Origin of the sequence: Methylocaldum sp. GT1BB (assembly GCF_051027545.1) — a bacterium.
In the GTDB taxonomy this organism is placed as follows: domain Bacteria; phylum Pseudomonadota; class Gammaproteobacteria; order Methylococcales; family Methylococcaceae; genus Methylocaldum.
Window position 1 is genome coordinate 3,661,930 of record NZ_CP194902.1, and the last position, 17,980, is coordinate 3,679,909.

Genomic DNA, 17,980 nt, shown 5'->3' on the forward strand with positions numbered 1-17,980 from the left:
TTTTGTGCCAAATTTCGTTATTCTTGCTAAGTTATTGATAGATCATGGCAATTGCGTAATTTTGTGCGGCTTGGAATAGAATAAAAAGATATCGCTTGAACTAACATGGTGCACAGCGGAACAAGGGCGCATACGGGGTCTGTTCCACATGCCAACATGCCCTGGAGCCCAATGGGGGCCTGCGGCGGCTGGCCTCGGTTATATTAAGGAGGTGGCCTACGCCTGAGCCGGCGGGGTCGGGAAAGGAAAGGTAAGCGGCACCTTGAGCCGCCGCTTTCCATTTGCGCGGGTTCTCAACCTCCGGCTTTCCCGTTCCCATCCGTCTGGGAACGAGCCAAAAGGCCATTTGGCAACGATATCGCGTTGCGCTCCGTGCGGACTACTCACCGCCCTCGCAGCGTCCGGCGTGGCGGTTCCTCAGCGTGACCCATTTCATCAACTGTGATCGCACTCCGCCAGGAAGGTGAGCAACTGCTCGCGCAATTCGTAGTAGTTCGGGTGTTCGAGCAGCATGGTGCGGGTACGGGGGCGGGGCAGGTCGATCTCGAGGATCTTGCCGACTTTCGCGTTCGGCCCGTTGGTCATCATCACCACGCGGTCGGCGAGCAGAATGGCCTCGTCCACGTCGTGAGTCACCATGATGGCGGTCAGTTTGGTGCGGGTCCACACCTCCATCAGAACTTCCTGCAAATCCCATCGGGTGAGTGAATCGAGCATGCCGAACGGCTCGTCCAGCAGCAGCAGCTTGGGGGATAGCGCGAATGCCCGGGCGATGCCCACCCGCTGTTTCATGCCGTTGGACAGCTCGCTGGCTTTCTTGTCCCTGGCGTCGGTCAGGCCGACCCGGCTGAGATAGTGCTCGACGATGGCTATGCGCTCTTTCTTACTGGCGTGGGGATAGACCTGTTCCACCCCCAGACAGACGTTCTCGTACGCCGTGAGCCAGGGCACCAGGCTGGGCGCCTGGAATACGATGCCGCGGTCCGGGCCGGCGGTGACCACTTCCCGGCCGTCCAGGACGATGCCGCCCTCGCTGATGTCGTTGAGACCCGCCACCATGGACAGCACCGTCGATTTGCCGCAGCCGGAGTGGCCGATGATGGAAATGAATTCGCCCTTGCGGATCTTGAGATCGAAGCCGTCGACGACCTTGATGGGACCCTTGCGGCTCGGATAGATCTTGGAGACGCGGGAGAATTCCACGTAGCGCTCCAAACCGGCTTTTGCCGGAACCGGCTTGATGTCGGGAGCCTGGTGTTCGCGTGCGGTGTTGGGAAGGACCGTCGGCAAGCTGATGATGTTGTCGGAAGTCGCAACTTCCCGCTCATGGCTGATTTGCATGAGATATTGAGTCACCTCGCGCCGGATGCGCTTGAACTCCGGGGAATGGTTGATGGCCTGGCGGTCGCGCGGACGGGGCAGGACCACCCGGAATTCCGGTCCCAGGGTTGCGTTCGGGCCGGGCTTCAGCGGAATGATGCGGTCCGCCATGATGATGCCCTCGTCCACGTCGTTGGTGATGAGCACGACGGTCTTCTTTTCCTGGCGCCAGATGCGGATGATTTCGTCCTGGAGCTTGGAACGAGTCAACGCATCCAGAGCGCTCAGGGGTTCGTCGAGCAGCAGGATGTCGGGCGAAGCCGCCAGCGCGCGCGCCACCGAAACCCGCTGTCTCATGCCGCCGGAAAGTTCGGCGGGACGCTTGTCCATGGCGGGGGTGAGATTCACCATGGCAATGTATTTCTCCACCCGCGCCGCCCGCTCTGCCTTGGGCGCATCCTTGAACACCTGGTCGACCGCCAGCGCCACGTTCTGGCGCACGGTCATCCAGGGCATCAGCGAATAGTTCTGGAACACCACGCCCCGGTCGGGTCCCGGACCCTCGATGGTCTTGCCGTTGCACCACAGCTCGCCGACATCGGCGTCGAGGAGACCGGCCATAAGCGAAATAAGAGTGGTCTTTCCACTGCCGGAGAAACCGACGATGGCGACGAACTCCCCCTCCTCGATACGGAGGTTGATGTCGTTCAGCACCTCGGTCCGCCGGGCGCCGGTGCCGTAGCCTTTGCCGACGCCTTTGAGTTCCAGCGCTACGTTCCGCGGCGCCTGCTCCTCGGGCGGCTGGCTTTCGAAGTCGTCGGTGTGGATGCGTTGTAGGCTTAACATATTGGGCTCCTTAGCTTGAACGCTCGCCGAAGCTGACCAGTTGCTGGAAGGTCTGCATGATGCGGTCCAGCAGAAAGCCGACGAAGCCGATGGTGAATACGGCCACCATGATGCGCCCTAGCGACTGCGAACTGCCGTTCTGGAATTCGTCCCACACGAATTTTCCGAGGCCGGGGTTCTGGGCCAGCATCTCCGCCGCGATCAGCACCATCCAGCCCACACCCAGGGACAGGCGGAGCCCCGTGAAGATGAGCTTGAGCGAGGACGGAATGACGATCTTCATCACCTTGGTGCGGGTGGAAAGCCGCAGCACCTTGGACACGTTGATGAGGTCCTTGTCGATGGAGGCAACCCCGACGGCCGTATTGATCAGGGTCGGCCAGAGCGAGCACAGGGTCACGGTGATAGCCGAGATGATGAAGGATTTCTCGAACATGGGCGTGCCGCTCGTCACGTATACCGCACTCACCACCAGGGTGACGATGGGCAGCCAGGCGAGAGGCGACACCGGCCGAAAGATCTGGATCAGCGGATTGATCGCGTTCTGGAAGGATTTGCTCAGGCCGCACAGGATTCCCAGCGGCACGGCGACCAAGGTCGCCATGGTGAATCCGGCGAACACCGTGTAAAGACTGGTAAAGATCTGGTCCAGGTAGGTCGGCTTGCCGGTGTACGGCAGCGGGGTGAATTCCTTGCCCGGATTTTCCGCCAAGAACCGCTCCTTGCGCTTTTCCTGACGTTCGTAGAACGCGGCCTCGCGTTCCCGTTCCGCGATGTGTTCCTGGTACAGGTTCTGGGTTTGTTCCCACACCGCCGCAGGACCCGGCAGTTCCCCGAGCGAGGTTTTGACTCCGGCGGCTCCCACGTGCCAGAGCACCAGAAAGAGGGCGATGCCGAATAGGGGCGGCCAGTTGCTGTGGAAGATGGCCGCCAGTTTCGAATCTCCGTTGGCGTTGGCCTGTGTCAGAGTGCCCAATCGTTGCAATAATGTTTGTGCCGTCATGTTGATCCTCCCTGTCGGAGAGCCCGCGCAGCGCAAGGGCCTTCGACGTGACTGAATGAAGATGGTTTCACTGGTTACCCAAAGCGTTTTCCGGTTTGGCGTAGCTCCCGAAGTAGGTCGGCAATCCATTCCCGATCGCAAACGGTCGCTTTAGTCGCGACCCTTCCGACACACGCCGTCGGCAAGGGACTCGGTTGGCAAAGGATTGCCGACCTGCGCATTTCCGATGCTCAGCCAAACCGCGGTAAAAAAACGCGCTACAAAAGGCAGCGGGCTTTTCTCGTGCATCGAAGCGGTCAACTGCCGTTTCCAGGGTTACGGCTTTTCGTTGCCCTTGAGGCCGATCTTGAACTGCTTCAGGTAATCGTTGGGTTTACGCCCGTCGTAGACGGTGCCGTCGATGAAACCTTTTTGCGGGCCCTTGAATCCGGTCTCCTTGTCGAAATCGGGGAAGTCCTGAGCGCTAAGCTTGCCTTCGGCAATCAACTCTTTGGCCGCGGCGGCGTAAATGTCCGGACGATAGACTTTCTTCGCCGTCTCCATGTACCAGGAATCGGGCTTGGCCTCGGGAATCTGGCCCCAGCGGCGCATCTGGGTGAGGTACCAGATGGCATCGGAGTAGTAGGGGTAGGTGGCGTGATAACGGAAGAACACGTTGAAATCGGGTGCCTCGCGCTTGTCGCCCTTTTCGTATTCGAAGGTGCCGGTCATGCTGTTCGCGATCACCGCTTCGTCCGCACCCACGTAGTTCGGTTTCGAGATGATTTTCACAGCCTCGGCGCGGTTCTTGTTGTTCTCTGCATCCAGCCAGTACCCGGCGCGGATCAGCGCCTTCACCACGCGGATATGGGTGTTGGGATTGGCGTCCGCCCAGGCTTTGGTGACGCCGAACACCTTCTCCGGATTGTTCACCTGGACCTCGTAGTCGGTGGCCACCGGCACGCCGATCCCCTTGAACACGGCCTGCTGGTTCCAGGGCTCGCCCACGCAATAGCCGTCGATGGTGCCCGCTTCCATGGTGGCAGGCATCTGCGGCGGCGGCGTCACCGATATCAGCACATCGGCCTTGAGCGTGCCGCTGATGTCGCCCTTGGTGGGCGCGTAATAGCCCGGATTCATGCCGCCTGCCGCCAGCCAGTAACGCAATTCATAATTGTGGGTGGATACCGGGAACACCACGCCCATGTTGAAGGGCTTGCCCTTTTTCTTGTAACCGTCGACGACGGTCTTGAGGTATTTGGGGTCGATGGGATGCACCGGCTTGCCGTCCTTCATCGGCAGCTTCTTCTTCAATTCCTCCCAAACGGCGTTGGAAACGGTGATGCCGTTGCCGTTGAGGTCCATGCTGAAGGCGGTGATGACGTCGGCCTGGGTGCCGAAGCCGATCGTTGCTCCTATGGGTTGCCCGGCCAGCATGTGGGCGCCGTCCAATTCGCCCGAGATCACCCGATCGAGCAGCACTTTCCAGTTGGCCTGGGCTTCCAGCGTGACGGACAGCCCCTCGTCCTCGAAATAGCCGTTCTCGTAGGCGATCGCCAGCGGCACCATATCGGTCAGCTTGATGAAGCCGAACTTGAGCGAAACTTTTTCCGGTGGCCCCACCTCCGCTTGCGCCTCGTGGGGACCCGCCGCCATCATCGCGCAAAGCGCAACCGCCATGGCCATGCCGGCCGCCTGCCGCATGAACCGGCGCCGACCGACGCCGGCCCTTTGGACCCCCGCTCCCCGTACAGCCTTTTCGTCTCCCATTTTTGTGCTCCAGTGTTTATCGTCGGGCAAAAAAAAGCGCCTGGCTGCCATCATCGATGGCAGCGAGACGCCGTTGTCGATTTTTCGCGCGCCGCCTTTGGCGCGCAGCTTGTTCAATGAGTCATAGAAGCAGAAGGTATGCCAGGCGCCGGAAAGTCACGGAGCTATGGATATTCGAGCCTTTGCGATCCGCTTATTGGCAGAACTCGTCGACCTTTCGTGCACCAATGCAGGGATGCCGCACGAATATGAAACACGCAATGCATTCGGAAGGGCTGCGCGCGTAGGCGAGGACCGGAAATTCGTAGGTCGGCAACGGATTGCCGACCTACTTCGGGCTCTACGCCAAACCGGAAAACGCTCTAGCCGTTCCGAATCAGATCCGCGGCCTTCTCGGCGATCATGATCGTCGGCGCATTGGTGTTGCCGCTCACGATGGTCGGCATGATCGAAGCATCGACCGCCCGCAGTTCCTCGATTGCGTGCACCTTCAAGCGGGAATCGACGACCGCCATGGCGTCGTGGCCCATCTCGCAGGTGCCGGCCGGGTGCCAGGTGGTGGAGGCCGTACGCCTCACGAAGGATTCGAGATCCGCGTCGCTTCGGAGGTGTGCTCCCGGTGCGACCTCGTCGGAATGGCTCAGGTAGTTGGGGTCGATGACCGGCCGGTCGAGCGGATCGCCGAGGCCAGCATGACCTCTCCGCGGCTCAGGGGCCGATTGATGTAGGCGGTGAACGTGATGCCGTGCCGGTTGGTGGCTCCCGCTTCGGGATAATCGGGCGGCAGGGTCATCAGGAAGAACAGCTGTAGTCCGGGAATCGTCTCTTCCGGACGGCTTTTGACGAAGGCCCCCGCCTCGAGGAAATTCGAAGCCAGCGCGCCGCTTCGGTTCGCTTCGTATTCCCGCAGCGCTGCGGCCTTTTGCTCCTCTGGAAGTGGGGCGAAGGTAAGCGGTTGCCTGATCTCGCAGCGCACCCTCGTGTGGAGATGGTCCTGGAGATTCTTGCCGACACCCGGAAGATCATGGCGAATGCCGATGCCAACCGCTGAAGTTCCCGCGCCGGCAGCGCATGCCCCAATGCGCCTAGAGCACAGGCGGATGGGGTAGGGATGGCGACCCTGAGCCGCAGGTCCTCGCAGACCGCCTGTATACCATGATCCATCGAAGCTCTGTCGGGATCGCCGGTGAACATGGTCTCGGCTTGCAGCATGCGGGTGATGCGGTAGTTGCCGTCGATACGCTCGGGCGCGTCGCCCCAGAAGACGGCGGTATAGCCCAGACCGCAATAGGCGGCGGCCGCCGCCGTCGCGGTCGTCGCGAAGTCCGATCAGCGAGCACGCTCTGTTTCGGGAGCATTGGGACCACTACGGAAAATGAGCCTGCGGGCGCCGGCTCAAGTGCTCAGCTGTTCCCGCAAGGCCTCCAGTTCTTCCCAGCGCATATACGCCGCCTCCACCGTCTGCTGCAATTCCGCCAGCCGGGCCTGGGTTCCGGTAATGGTGTCTTTCGTCTGCTGATAGAACTCGGGGCGGGAGATCGCTTCATTCAATGAGGCTATTTCGGTTTCGAGCGCCTCGATCTGCTGGGGCAAAGCCTCGAGTTCGCGCTGTTCCTTGAAGCTCAACTTTCTCAGCTTTTCCTTGACCGGCTTGGGCGGAATCGGTTTTTCAACGGCCGGTTTCGCCGGGGCGGGCCGAGGTGCCGGGCGTTGCCGCACCCAGTCGTCGTAGCCGCCCACGTAATCGTTGACAATGCCGTCGCCTTCGAACGCCAGCACGCTGGTGACGAGGTTGTTCAGGAACGCCCGGTCGTGGCTCACCAGCAATACGGTGCCGTCGTAATCGGTCAACAGTTCTTCCAGCAGTTCCAGCGTGTCCGCGTCCAGATCGTTGGTGGGTTCGTCGAGCACCAGGAGATTCGCGGGCTGAGTGAACAGCCGCGCGAGCAGGAGGCGGTTGCGCTCGCCCCCCGAAAGCGACTTCACCGGCTGACGTGCCCGTTCGGGAGTGAAGAGGAAATCCTTGAGGTAGCCGATGGCGTGAACGTTGCGCCCGTTGACGCTCACCCGGTCGCTGCCTTGGGCGACATTGTCGATCACCGATTTTTCTTCCTCGAGCTGTGCCCGGTACTGGTCGAAATAGGCGATTTGCAGGTTGGTTCCAAGACGGATGCGGCCCGACGTCGGTTGCAGTTCGCCCAGCATCAGGCGAAGCAGGGTGGTCTTGCCGCAGCCGTTGGGCCCGATGATGCCGACCTTGTCGCCCCGCAGGATCGTGGTGGAAAAATCGCGCACGATCGGTTGACCGCCGTAATCGAAGCGAACGTTCTCGGCTTCCACCACCAGTCGTCCGGACTTTTCCGCCTGCTGCAGCAGCATGCTGACCTGGCCGGTACGGCCCCGCCGTTCCGCGCGTTCCTGGCGCATGTCGAGCAGACGCCGTACCCGGCCCATGTTGCGGGTGCGGCGCGCCTTGATGCCTTCGCGAATCCAGGCTTCTTCCTGCGCGAGCCTTTTATCGAATTCCGATTGAGCCTTGGCTTCGGCGTTCAGTTGTTCTTCCTTGCGCTTCAGATAGGTGGCGTAATCGCCGGGCCAGTCGAACAGCTTGCCCCGGTCGAGCTCGATAATCCGGGTTGCCAGCCTTTGCAGGAACATCCGGTCGTGGGTGATGAAGATCAAAGTTCCCGGCCAACCGAGCAGAAATTCCTCCAGCCAAAGAATCGCCGCGAGATCGAGGTGGTTGGTGGGCTCGTCGAGCAATAATACGTCGGGCTCTGAGACTAGGGCTCGGGCGAGCAGCACCCGGCGTTTCAGGCCGCCCGACAGAGACTCGACATCGGTATCCACCGGCAGGTCGAGCTTAGACAGCAAGGATTCGACTTTCCGGTGGAGATCCCAGCCGCCGATGGCATCGATCGCGTGCTGGCATTGCTCCAATTCCGCCAAGGACTTCGAGTCGGAATGGCTCGCAACGCGATGGGATACGTCATGAAACCGGCGGATCAACTCGCCCGTATCGCCTAACCCGCCTGCAACGACGTCGAACACGCTGCCGGTGGCGTCCAGCGGGACTTCCTGATCGAGCCGGGCGATGCGCAAGCCCTCTTGATCGATGATTTCCCCTTCATCCGGAATCAAATCGCCTGTCAAAAGTTTGAGCAACGTGGATTTCCCCGCTCCATTGCGCCCGACGAGGCACACCCGCTCGCCTTTTTCCAGGGAAAAGCCGATTCCGTCCAGCAGAGGCTGACCGAAGCTGACGTGTATATTGCGGAAGGTGATTAAAGCCATCGGAGTGTGGGACAGGAAAAAACGGGAATTTTACGCGCAGAAGTAGTTTGTCGCACCGAATCCGGAGCAATCGAGACCGCTGGACGATCGTTGCGGGGCACTCAGGGAGCGCAGCGTTCGGTCGGAGCGACAATGCGCAGATATCGTTGGGGTCGCCGCTCTTCGAACAGCGTCACCCGGTTCACGACATCCTCGGCACTGGTCTTGCCGATGGGGCCGGCTACGCTCCGCCCGGTCGCGGCAGCGAGCAAGTGTACATAGGTTTGATGAGGGCCGGAGGCAAGCTTCGAGTGTACCAAGGCACCGCCGACATCCCAGGGAGATTCTTTCTCCGGTACGCTGCTGCCCGGATTGCACATGCCGAGCACGATCAAGCCGTTCGGCTTGACGAGAGAACGCAAACTTTGGACGAAGTTTCGAAACCGCTCCGGGCTAAGCTCTTCGAATGAGCGCAAAACGAAGAGCGGAACTCTGCATATGGATTCGCAGGCTGCGCGCTTGAGATCCCGATCGGTATCGTTCGGAATGGAGGCCAGCATCGCGGCCGAACATTGGCGCTGCAGGCAAGCGGTATCCAAGGGTTGGAGTCTGCGCTCTTTGCTTATCAGAATATTTCTGATTTCCGTAGAATCTTTTCGGGAAAGTTCTTTCCAACGGCCGTCCATGAAGCTGCTGAATTCCCGATTCTGGCGGATGTCATAGGTAACGGTGAAAATCTCCGCAACTCCGGGCTGCGCCTCGACGATCCGGGTCGCTTTAGCGTGATCTCCCTCGATGGTGAGCGCGTTCTGAATGATATGACCGTTCAGAATCGGTCCGTCATATCCGCCGTGTCCGATAAGAATCACTCGGTCGAAAGGCGCCGAGCGCTGCGCCAACATATCGGCCTTGCGGTAGTAGTCCTCCCATTTGCGGACATCCCGCAACCAAGTGACTTGTGCGGAGAAGCGGGTTCGATAAAAGGCTTCGATTTCCGCGGCCGGGCGTTCTGGCCAGCGTTCGTTTTCCGCGGAATCCGGATCTTTTCTTAAGAGGGGAATAAGCAATACCCGAGTCGGCGAACGAACGGGAGTCGATGCGGCCGCTGGGGCCGATTCAGGTTTGCACAGGCTTTCTTCGGCGGCTGACGCGGAAAGAAAGGACAGGACGAGAAAGTGGGAAGCAAACCAGGCAATGACGTGCGATTTTCGATTCAAGACGGCGATACGATAACCCTTGTATCAAATTTGACTCAATAAACAGCATCGGGTTGCCCCAAGGCGATCGAAAGAAGCCAGAAGTCCGAAGCGGTAAACGTCAGCGGCCGCTTTGCCGGTGGGCGATGCGTTCGGAAGCGGTCAATGGCGGGCAAGCGCCGATGCTACGCGCCCGGTTCGGATGTCCCCGTCGGACCGGGAGCAAAGCATAATTCGAAGACGGATTCTACCTGTCGTTCATGGGTTTATAGGCCCGTTGCCGTTCGCCGATGTATATCTGGCGGGGCCGTGCGATTCTCATGCCGGGTTCCTCGATCATTTCCTTCCAGTGAGCAATCCAGCCAGGCAGTCTTCCCAAAGCGAACATTACGGTAAACATGTTCGTCGGAATCCGCATGGCACGGTAGAGGATTCCCGAATAGAAATCGACATTGGGGTAAAGCTTGCGCTCGATGAAGTAGGGATCGGTGAGCGCCACTTCCTCTAGACCCTTGGCGATTTCGAGAATCGGGTCGTGAATACCCAGCTTTCCGAGTACTTCGTCGCAGTGCTTTTTGATGATCTGTGCCCTGGGGTCGTAATTCTTGTAGATTCGGTGTCCGAACCCCATCAGTCGAAATGGATCGTTTTTATCCTTGGCCTTGTCGATGAATTTCTTGTAGTTTCCGCCGTCGGCCGCGATCGCCTCCAGCATTTCGATCACAGCCTGGTTGGCGCCGCCGTGCAGCGGACCCCACAAGGCGCAGATGCCGGCCGAAATGGATGCAAAAAGGTTGGCCTTGGAAGATCCCACCATGCGAACGGTCGAGGTGGAGCAATTCTGCTCGTGGTCGGCATGCAGGATGAACAATACGTCCAGCGCCTTGCGCGTCACCTCGTCCGGCTCGTACAGTTTGACCGGCGTCGTGAACATCATGTGCAGGAAGTTGGAGAGGTAGTCCAGTTCCGGACGGCTGTAGACAAAAGCTTCACCCACCGATCGCTTGTAGGCGAAGGCGGCCAGCACACGCACTTTGGACAGGAGCCGGGTAATGGTTTGGTCCCGCTCGTGCGGCGACTGATCCGGTTTCAACAGTTCCGGATGATAAACCGAGAGGGAACACACCATTGCCGAAAGAATGGCCATGGGATGGGCATGGCCGGGGTACGAGGTGAAGAAGCTCTTCATGTCCTCGTGAATCAGCGAGTGGAAAAGGACCTTGTCCTTGAATTTCGTAAATTGCTCGGCGTTCGGCAACTCGCCGTAAATGAGCAAATAGCAGACTTCCATGAACGTCGACTTCTCGCAGAGCTCGGCAATGTCGATCCCGCGGTAGCGGAGAATTCCTTTGTCGCCGTCTATGTAGGTGATGGCGGATGTGCAGGAGCCTGTATTGGCGTAACCGGGATCGACGGTGATGTAACCGGTCGATGCCTGGAGCCGGGTGATATCCAGCCCTTTTTCGTTCTCGGTACCGACGACGACGGGAATATCGAACCGTTTGCCGTCCAGTTCGAGCTTTGCTGTGTCTGCCATAATGCTAAGAAACCCTAAATACGGACTTTGTTCTCGTTTCTGTTTCAGTGTAACGACAACCGGTCATTTAACGCTAGCCTGCCTAAAGAGTGCTCAGTCGTTTTTCGATGCTTTTCAGTAGGCCCGTTTCGGCCGCGATTGTTTCAAGATGGTAACATTGGACTGATAGCGGAACGTTCTTTCCTGTTATCTTGTTAAACAAATAATTTCTAAAACGATGCGTATCGCCTTGGGTATCGAGTATGACGGTCAAGCCTTCTCCGGTTGGCAATGGCAAAAGGGGAAGCTTACCGTCCAGGGCGCGGTCGAAGACGCTCTAAGCCGCGTTGCGGCCGAGTCGATTCGCGTCATCTGTGCTGGCCGGACGGATGCGGGCGTGCATGCCTTGGAGCAAGTCGTCCATTTCGATACCAAGGTATACCGTAAGCCGTATTCCTGGCTGATGGGGACTAATACGGCGCTTCCCGAAGACGTGCGCATCCTCTGGGTTCAAGAGACTCCGGATGACTTCCATGCGCGCTACAGCGCCATCGCTCGATTCTATCGGTATGTCATCCTGAATCGCCCGATGAAGTCCGCGCTCTTCAGACGACAAGTCACCTGGCATTTTCATCCGCTCAATGAGAAAGCCATGCAGGAGGCGGCAAACAATCTGATCGGGGAACATGATTTTTCCTCGTTCCGAGCCCAGGACTGTCAATCCAAGAGTCCCATGCGCCGGATGCATTTCATCCACGTGCGCCGGGAAAACGATAAGGTGATCATCGAGCTGTGCGCCAATGCTTTCCTGCATCATATGGTTCGGAATATCGTAGGCGTCTTGATGGAGGTTGGATCGGGCAAGCAGCGCCCGGATTGGGCGGCCGCGGTTCTCGGGGCCCGAGACCGAAAGTGCGCCGGTGTTACGGCGCCGGCCGACGGGTTATACTTAGGCGGTGTTTATTACCCTCCCCATTTCGGTTTACCCCGTCATCCGATATTCGATTATCTGCCGGAAGACGCCAGTCGTTATACTCCTTCGGAAAGCGAGTGAAATTTCCGTATCCCTTCCGTAGAACTCGCGTTAAAATCTGCGGCTTCACCCGCCCGGACGACGCCTTGATAGCTGTTCAACTGGGCGCCGACGCCGTCGGTTTGGTTTTTTATCCGCCAAGTCCACGAAATCTCGACGTCGAGACGGCGCAAAGCATCGTGTCTGCTTTGCCGCCATTCGCCACGGTGGTCGGGTTGTTCGTCGATGAAGACGAGGTTGTCGTCCGCGAGATTTTGCAACAGGTACGTATCGATCTGATTCAGTTTCACGGTGATGAAAGCCCGGATTACTGCCGCCGTTTCGGAAAACCCTATATCAAGGCCGTAAGGATGCGGTCGGAAACAGATCTGACGACAATTGTGGACACTTATCCGGATGCTGCAGGTTTTCTGTTGGACGCATGGCATTCGGATGCCAAGGGGGGGACCGGGCATCGCTTCGACTGGGACTTGATTCCGAAGGAACTCCGCCGATCGGTGATCTTGGCCGGAGGGCTTGCTCCTGATAACGTCGTGGAAGCCTTGCGGACGGTGCAGCCTTATGCCGTCGACGTATCCAGCGGTGTAGAAGCAGGCAAGGGCATCAAGGATGCCGATAAAATGGCGGCGTTTCTAGAACAGGTACACGAATATGACCATAGAGTACACATCGACTGAATCGTACAACCTGCCCGACGAGCGGGGCCACTTCGGGCCCTATGGCGGCGTATTCGTTGCCGAAACCTTGATGTATCCGATTCAGGAGTTGAGGGACGCGTATTATCGCTACATGAAAGATCCCGAGTTCCTTGCGGAATTAGATTACGATCTCAAGCATTACGTGGGGCGCCCTTCGCCGATCTATTACGCGGAGCGCCTTAGTTCAATGCTGGGTGGCGCGCAAGTTTTCTTCAAACGCGAGGATCTCAATCACACCGGTGCCCATAAGGTCAACAATACCGTAGGACAAGCTTTGCTCGCCAAACGTATGGGCAAACAGCGCGTTATAGCCGAGACCGGCGCCGGACAGCACGGCGTGGCTACCGCTACAGTCGCCGCCCGCTTGGGAATGGAGTGCGTGGTTTATATGGGGGCTGTCGACGTCGAGCGCCAGGCCCTCAATGTGTTCCGCATGAAGTTGCTCGGCGCGACCGTGGTGCCGGTGGAATCCGGTTCGAAAACCCTAAAGGACGCGCTCAACGAGGCCATGCGCGATTGGGTTACGAATGTGGACAATACCTTTTATATCATCGGCACAGTGGCCGGTCCTCATCCTTATCCGGCCATGGTTCGCGATTTTCAGGCGGTCATAGGCCGCGAAGCCAGACAGCAGATGAAGGAACTCACCGGTAGCTTGCCGGACGCGCTGGTAGCTTGCGTCGGAGGCGGTTCGAACGCCATAGGCCTGTTCTATCCCTTCATAGACGAACACGGCGTATCGATGTACGGTGTCGAGGCGGCGGGCGAGGGCATTGCGACCGGTCGCCACTCGGCTCCTCTGAGCGCCGGCAAACCAGGCGTTCTGCACGGCAATCGCACCTATCTCATGGAGGACGAGGATGGCGAGATCATCGAAACCCATTCGATTTCAGCCGGCCTCGATTACCCCGGCGTGGGTCCGGAGCATTCCTGGTTAAAGGACAGCGGTCGGGCCGCATACGTCAGCATCACCGATGACGAGGCGATGGAGGCCTTTCACACGCTGACCCGGATCGAAGGCATCATTCCGGCGCTGGAATCCAGCCACGCCGTGGCTTACGCCATGAAGCTCGCGCCCACCATGAGCAAGGATCAAAAAATCCTGGTCAACCTATCGGGACGCGGGGACAAAGACATCAACACCATTGCAAGGCGCGAAGGAATTACCCTGTGAGCCGTTTGACCGCCAAGTTCCAGACTTTAAAACAAGCCAACCGGAAAGCTCTCATTCCTTTCATCACGGCGGGCGATCCCCATCCGGATTTCACGGTTCCGGCGATGCACGCGATGGTGGAGGCCGGGGCCGACATCATCGAACTGGGCGTGCCTTTCTCCGATCCGATGGCGGATGGTCCGGTCATCCAAAAGGCCAGCGAGCGAGCTCTTCTGCACAAGATGAGCCTGCGCCGCGTGCTGGACATGGTGGAAAAGTTCCGTTCGAACGATAGCGAGACTCCTGTCGTTCTCATGGGGTATCTCAACCCGGTCGAGTGCATGGGGTACCGCGCGTTCGTCGACAGGGCCAGGAGCGCTGGCGTCGACGGCGTTCTTACCGTGGACATGCCTCCCGAAGAATCGTCCGACCTGTTGTCGCTTTTGGAGCAAGCCGGTATCGATCCGATCTTTTTGCTCGCCCCCAACAGTACCGATGAGCGGATACGCAAGATGGGCCAGTTGGGGCGGGGCTATTTGTATTACGTCTCTCTGAAAGGTGTCACCGGCGCCTCGCATTTGGATTTGAGCGATGTCGAGCGTAAGCTTTCCGAAATTCGCGCGCTAACGGATCTGCCGCTGGGCGTCGGGTTCGGCGTCAAGAACGCCGAGATCGCGGCCACGATCTCCAAATTTGCCGACGCGGTGGTAGTGGGCAGTGCGCTGGTCGAGAAAATCGAGGTTGCACGGGGCGACTCCGGGCGAGCGCTCAACGATATCGTCGATCTGTTGAAATCCATGCGTACCGCGATGGACGCATCTTTTTAGCGAGAGTCATCACCTTGAGCTGGTTTCACAAATTAGTACCTTCGAAAATCCGCACGGAAGCGTCTACGAAAAGCGCGATCCCCGAAGGCTTGTGGAGCAAATGTCCGGCCTGCAACGCAATTCTGTACCGGTCGGAAGTCGAACGGAATCTGGAGGTTTGCCCGAAGTGCGGCCATCACATGCGCATCAGCGGGCGCAAGCGCCTGCATCTGTTTCTCGACCCCGGCAATCGCCTGGAAATCGGCGAAGGACTTACGCCCGTCGATCCGCTTAAGTTCAAAGACAGCAAGAAGTACAAGGATCGCTTGGTTCAGGCGCAAAAAGCCACCGGCGAAAAGGACGCGCTGATCGTCGTCGCCGGTCAGCTCCAAGGCCGGCCATTAGTCGCTGCCGCATTCAATTTCGAATTCATGGGCGGTTCCATGGGGTCGGTCGTGGGAGAGCGCTTCGTGCGGGGCGTCAATCACTGCCTGGAGCAGGGAATTCCATTGGTCGTCTTCAGCGCCAGCGGCGGCGCCCGTATGCAGGAATCCTTGTTGTCCCTGTTTCAAATGGCGAAAACCAGCGCTGCCTTGGCGCGGTTGGCCGATGCGGGCATTCCTTTCATTTCCGTGATGACCGATCCGACGATGGGAGGCGTATCAGCCAGTTTGGCCATGCTGGGCGACATCAACATCGGTGAGCCGGGCGCTCTGATCGGGTTTGCGGGACCGCGCGTGATCGAACAGACGGTCCGCGAAAAACTGCCGGAAGGATTTCAGAGAAGCGAGTTTTTGCTCAATCACGGCGCTCTGGACATGATCGTCGATCGTCGGGAGATGCGCGAAAAAATCGCGTCCCTGTTGTCGATACTGGCCTTTGAAAAGCCGGCTGCCGCCAGTATCGAGGCGGTCGTCGTCGAAAAGCGCGTCGAAAGACCCGAAATGCTTGCCGCGGCTTATACCTCTCTTTCTGCCGAAGAACTTACGGGCAACGAATAGTTCATGCGTTTCAAAACGCTGGCTGATTGGCTGGCCTGGCAGGAGACCCTGCACCCGAAGTCTATCGACCTCGGCTTGTCCCGCGTCAAAATGGTCCATGGACGGCTTGGTCGTCGCGAAAAGCCGCCTTTCACCATCACCGTCGGCGGCACAAACGGAAAAGGCTCATGTGTAGCGATGTTGGACGCGATTTTATGCCAGGAGGGCTACCGGGTCGGCACATATACGTCGCCGCATCTTCTACGCTATAACGAGCGAATCCGTATTGACGGGGAACCCGTCAGCGACGACCGGATTTGCGACGCGTTCGAGCGTATTGAACGGGTGCGCGACGAGACGACTCTCAGTTTCTTCGAGTTCGGCACCTTAGCGGCGCTCGATATCTTCGCTACCGCCGATCTGGACGTACAAGTGCTCGAAGTCGGTTTGGGCGGTCGTCTGGACGCCGTCAATATCATCGACGCGGATGCGGCCCTGATTGCCAGCATCGACCTCGATCACCAGGATTGGTTGGGTGAAACCCGCACGGCCATAGGGCTGGAGAAAGCCGGTATTTTTCGACCCGGCAGACCCGCGGTCATCGGAGACAGCGATGTGCCGGAGGCCGTGGTCCGATATGCCGAGGAGGGTGGCGTGCCGCTTTCGTATGCGGGGCGGCATTTTATGTATGAGGTGTCCGGCGACGGATGGAACTGGCTGGGGCGAAACACCCAGCTGGCCGATTTGCCGTTTCCGGCGCTCCAAGGTAGTCACCAATTGATCAATGCGTCGGCTGTGTTGGAAGTCTTGCAGAGGATCGAAACCCACATGCCCGTATCAGCGGCGGCCGTTCGGAATGGGTTGAGAAATGTCACTTTGGCCGGACGGTTTCAGTACATCCCTGGAAGTGTTCCTGTATTATTGGACGTGGCGCACAATCCTCAGGCGGTGAGGGTATTGGCGGAATATCTGGGCTCCCGGTTTGGCGGGAAAACCATACATGCAGTCTTCGCCGTTATGCGCGACAAGGACGTTCTCGGGATTATCACTAACATAAAAGACCTGGTCGAGCATTGGTATTTGGCTCCCCTCAAAATGCCCCGGGCAGCGACTGCCGATCAACTTTTAGCTATTTTCGACAGTCTTGGCGTTTCAGCAGTCCGGTCTGGGTTCGCCGATGCTGCAGCGGCATTCGGTGCCGCCAAACAGGACGCGGAAAACGATCACCTCGTGCTCGTGTTTGGCTCATTCTTTCTAGTTTCCGAGTATTTGGCTCAAATGAGCTGAGTCCGAGGTATTCATGGATCAGCAACTGAAACAACGTCTCATCGGCGCTATCATCATTGTTTCTCTGGTAGTTATTTTCGTGCCCATGCTGTTCGAGGAACGGCAGGACGATCTAAGCGCTGCCGGCTCCGGCGAGATTCCGGCACTTCCCAAAGAGGTCGAAGCCAAGGCCATCGAGCTGCCGAACTCGGCAGCCGATGTTGCTCCGTCGGAGGAGAGCGAAAGCACTAGTACGGGTTATCGGATAATCCCCTTGACCGATGGCGATTCGACCGCCGCGGAAAGCGAGCAGTCCGCTTCTGCCGAGTCCGGCGAAAAGCCCGAAAATCGGGCGGCTTCTATAGCGGATAGTGAACCGACGGTTGCCGATGAGGATGTTTTGAAAGCCACGGGCGATGCGCAAACTAGTCGCGCAGCCGATCCCGCTGAATCGGACAAAGCGCAAGTGGCTAAAACCGATGAACCGGCAAAAGCCGCCGGAGTTAGCAAATCAAAACAGGCTCTCGCCAGAAAAAGCAAACTCGAGCCGACAACCCTGACGGTCAATTCGGAAGAGGGCGCCGTTGATACGATGCCGCCGGACCAGCCCGCCGCACTGCCTAAGGCGAAACCAAAAGCCCCGCCCGCGAAACCGATCGAAAAAGGATCGAAGAAGTCCGAGACGACAAGAGCTGCCGAATCGGCTAAATCTGCGTCGTCTCCGGTGAGTCCCCAAAAACCGGCGCAGATCAAGCCTTCATTGGATAATTCGAAGGCGGCACCGTCCGAAGCGGTTTCAAAAGCTCCTGAAATCCCATCGAAACCAGCCGTTGGAGGTGGGGGAGCGAAGCTTCCTGAGCCGCCAATTCCTGCACCGGAGGCATCCGATGACTTGGCGGCATGGGTAGTCCAAACCGGTAGTTTTACCACCGAGGGCAATGCGCGGTCACTGGCCGATAAGCTGCGAAAATCGAACTTTCCCGCATTTGTGGAGGTCGTTAACAACGCCGGAACCTCAGTCTACCGCGTTCAGGTAGGTCCCGAGTTGAACCGGACACGGGCAGAGCAGATACAGAAGCAGATTGAGAATACTATCGGTATCAAGGGTATCGTGGTTCCGCATCCGTGATCGCTGGCATTC

Annotated in this window: 15 protein-coding genes; 7 read left to right on the forward strand and 8 right to left on the reverse strand. The window is 58.5% G+C overall.

Annotated features, from left to right (window positions below; translation table 11 throughout):
* Window positions 1-435: 435 nt before the first annotated feature.
* The 8 genes from ACR2TX_RS17655 to ACR2TX_RS17690 form a co-directional block, all read right to left on the reverse strand.
* Window positions 436-2,166 (reverse strand): ABC transporter ATP-binding protein, encoded by a 1,731-nt coding sequence (locus ACR2TX_RS17655; protein ID WP_434130374.1) that lies wholly within the window; start codon window positions 2,164-2,166, stop codon window positions 436-438.
* 10 nt (window positions 2,167-2,176) lie between these two features.
* Entirely contained in the window at window positions 2,177-3,169 is a 993-nt protein-coding gene (locus ACR2TX_RS17660) for an ABC transporter permease (RefSeq protein ID WP_434130376.1), read from the reverse strand.
* 315 nt (window positions 3,170-3,484) lie between these two features.
* Complete coding sequence (locus ACR2TX_RS17665) at window positions 3,485-4,807, reverse strand: CmpA/NrtA family ABC transporter substrate-binding protein (protein ID WP_240507076.1); 1,323 nt, start codon at window positions 4,805-4,807, stop codon at window positions 3,485-3,487.
* 473 nt (window positions 4,808-5,280) lie between these two features.
* Window positions 5,281-5,577: a GMC oxidoreductase gene (locus ACR2TX_RS17670; RefSeq protein ID WP_434114178.1), complete on the reverse strand. Its 297-nt coding sequence runs from the start codon at window positions 5,575-5,577 to the stop codon at window positions 5,281-5,283.
* Window positions 5,559-5,894: a hypothetical protein gene (locus ACR2TX_RS17675; protein WP_434130377.1), complete on the reverse strand. Its 336-nt coding sequence runs from the start codon at window positions 5,892-5,894 to the stop codon at window positions 5,559-5,561. Before ACR2TX_RS17675 ends, ACR2TX_RS17670 begins: the two co-directional genes overlap by 19 nt.
* 419 nt (window positions 5,895-6,313) lie before the next feature.
* The gene (locus ACR2TX_RS17680) at window positions 6,314-8,212 is read right to left on the reverse strand and encodes an ATP-binding cassette domain-containing protein (RefSeq protein ID WP_347258592.1); all 1,899 of its coding nucleotides are present in this window, start codon (window positions 8,210-8,212) and stop codon (window positions 6,314-6,316) included.
* 101 nt (window positions 8,213-8,313) lie between these two features.
* Window positions 8,314-9,408, reverse strand: a complete 1,095-nt coding sequence (locus ACR2TX_RS17685; RefSeq protein WP_434130379.1) for a hypothetical protein — start codon at window positions 9,406-9,408, stop codon at window positions 8,314-8,316.
* A gap of 226 nt (window positions 9,409-9,634) precedes the next feature.
* A complete protein-coding gene (locus tag ACR2TX_RS17690; protein WP_086134781.1) occupies window positions 9,635-10,924 on the reverse strand; it encodes a citrate synthase in 1,290 nt (429 codons plus the stop codon).
* A gap of 217 nt (window positions 10,925-11,141) precedes the next feature.
* On the opposite strand from ACR2TX_RS17690, the gene truA reads away from it, so the two are divergent.
* Genes truA through ACR2TX_RS17725 form a run of 7 tightly spaced genes read left to right on the forward strand, consistent with a single transcriptional unit; the run spans window position 11,142 to window position 17,968 of the window.
* The gene (gene truA / locus ACR2TX_RS17695) at window positions 11,142-11,957 is read left to right on the forward strand and encodes a tRNA pseudouridine(38-40) synthase TruA (RefSeq protein WP_434130381.1); all 816 of its coding nucleotides are present in this window, start codon (window positions 11,142-11,144) and stop codon (window positions 11,955-11,957) included.
* Entirely contained in the window at window positions 11,954-12,613 is a 660-nt protein-coding gene (locus tag ACR2TX_RS17700) for a phosphoribosylanthranilate isomerase (protein WP_077729529.1), read from the forward strand. Before truA ends, ACR2TX_RS17700 begins: the two co-directional genes overlap by 4 nt.
* Window positions 12,588-13,808: a tryptophan synthase subunit beta gene (trpB, locus tag ACR2TX_RS17705; protein WP_086134779.1), complete on the forward strand. Its 1,221-nt coding sequence runs from the start codon at window positions 12,588-12,590 to the stop codon at window positions 13,806-13,808. The genes ACR2TX_RS17700 and trpB overlap by 26 nt, the downstream gene beginning before the upstream one ends.
* A complete protein-coding gene (gene trpA / locus ACR2TX_RS17710) occupies window positions 13,805-14,614 on the forward strand; it encodes a tryptophan synthase subunit alpha (protein ID WP_086134778.1) in 810 nt (269 codons plus the stop codon). The genes trpB and trpA overlap by 4 nt, the downstream gene beginning before the upstream one ends.
* 8 nt (window positions 14,615-14,622) lie before the next feature.
* Window positions 14,623-15,594 carry an acetyl-CoA carboxylase, carboxyltransferase subunit beta gene (gene accD, locus ACR2TX_RS17715; RefSeq protein WP_077729526.1) on the forward strand — a complete coding sequence of 324 codons (972 nt, stop codon included), beginning with the start codon at window positions 14,623-14,625 and terminating at the stop codon, window positions 15,592-15,594.
* A 3-nt stretch (window positions 15,595-15,597) separates the two neighbouring features.
* Window positions 15,598-16,860, forward strand: coding sequence for a bifunctional tetrahydrofolate synthase/dihydrofolate synthase (folC, locus tag ACR2TX_RS17720; protein WP_434130384.1), 1,263 nt, complete (start codon window positions 15,598-15,600; stop codon window positions 16,858-16,860).
* A 13-nt stretch (window positions 16,861-16,873) separates the two neighbouring features.
* Complete coding sequence (locus ACR2TX_RS17725; RefSeq protein ID WP_077729524.1) at window positions 16,874-17,968, forward strand: SPOR domain-containing protein; 1,095 nt, start codon at window positions 16,874-16,876, stop codon at window positions 17,966-17,968.
* Window positions 17,969-17,980: the final 12 nt, after the last annotated feature.

Coding starts and splice junctions, on each gene's coding strand:
- ACR2TX_RS17690 (WP_086134781.1), bottom strand. CDS start 10,924: ATGGCAGACACAGCAAAGCTCGAACTGGACGGCAAACGGTTCGATATT.
- truA (WP_434130381.1), top strand. CDS start 11,142: ATGCGTATCGCCTTGGGTATCGAGTATGACGGTCAAGCCTTCTCCGGT.
- folC (WP_434130384.1), top strand. CDS start 15,598: ATGCGTTTCAAAACGCTGGCTGATTGGCTGGCCTGGCAGGAGACCCTG.
- ACR2TX_RS17655 (WP_434130374.1), bottom strand. CDS start 2,166: ATGTTAAGCCTACAACGCATCCACACCGACGACTTCGAAAGCCAGCCG.
- ACR2TX_RS17725 (WP_077729524.1), top strand. CDS start 16,874: ATGGATCAGCAACTGAAACAACGTCTCATCGGCGCTATCATCATTGTT.
- ACR2TX_RS17680 (WP_347258592.1), bottom strand. CDS start 8,212: ATGGCTTTAATCACCTTCCGCAATATACACGTCAGCTTCGGTCAGCCT.
- trpB (WP_086134779.1), top strand. CDS start 12,588: ATGACCATAGAGTACACATCGACTGAATCGTACAACCTGCCCGACGAG.
- ACR2TX_RS17660 (WP_434130376.1), bottom strand. CDS start 3,169: ATGACGGCACAAACATTATTGCAACGATTGGGCACTCTGACACAGGCC.
- ACR2TX_RS17665 (WP_240507076.1), bottom strand. CDS start 4,807: ATGATGGCGGCGGGTCCCCACGAGGCGCAAGCGGAGGTGGGGCCACCG.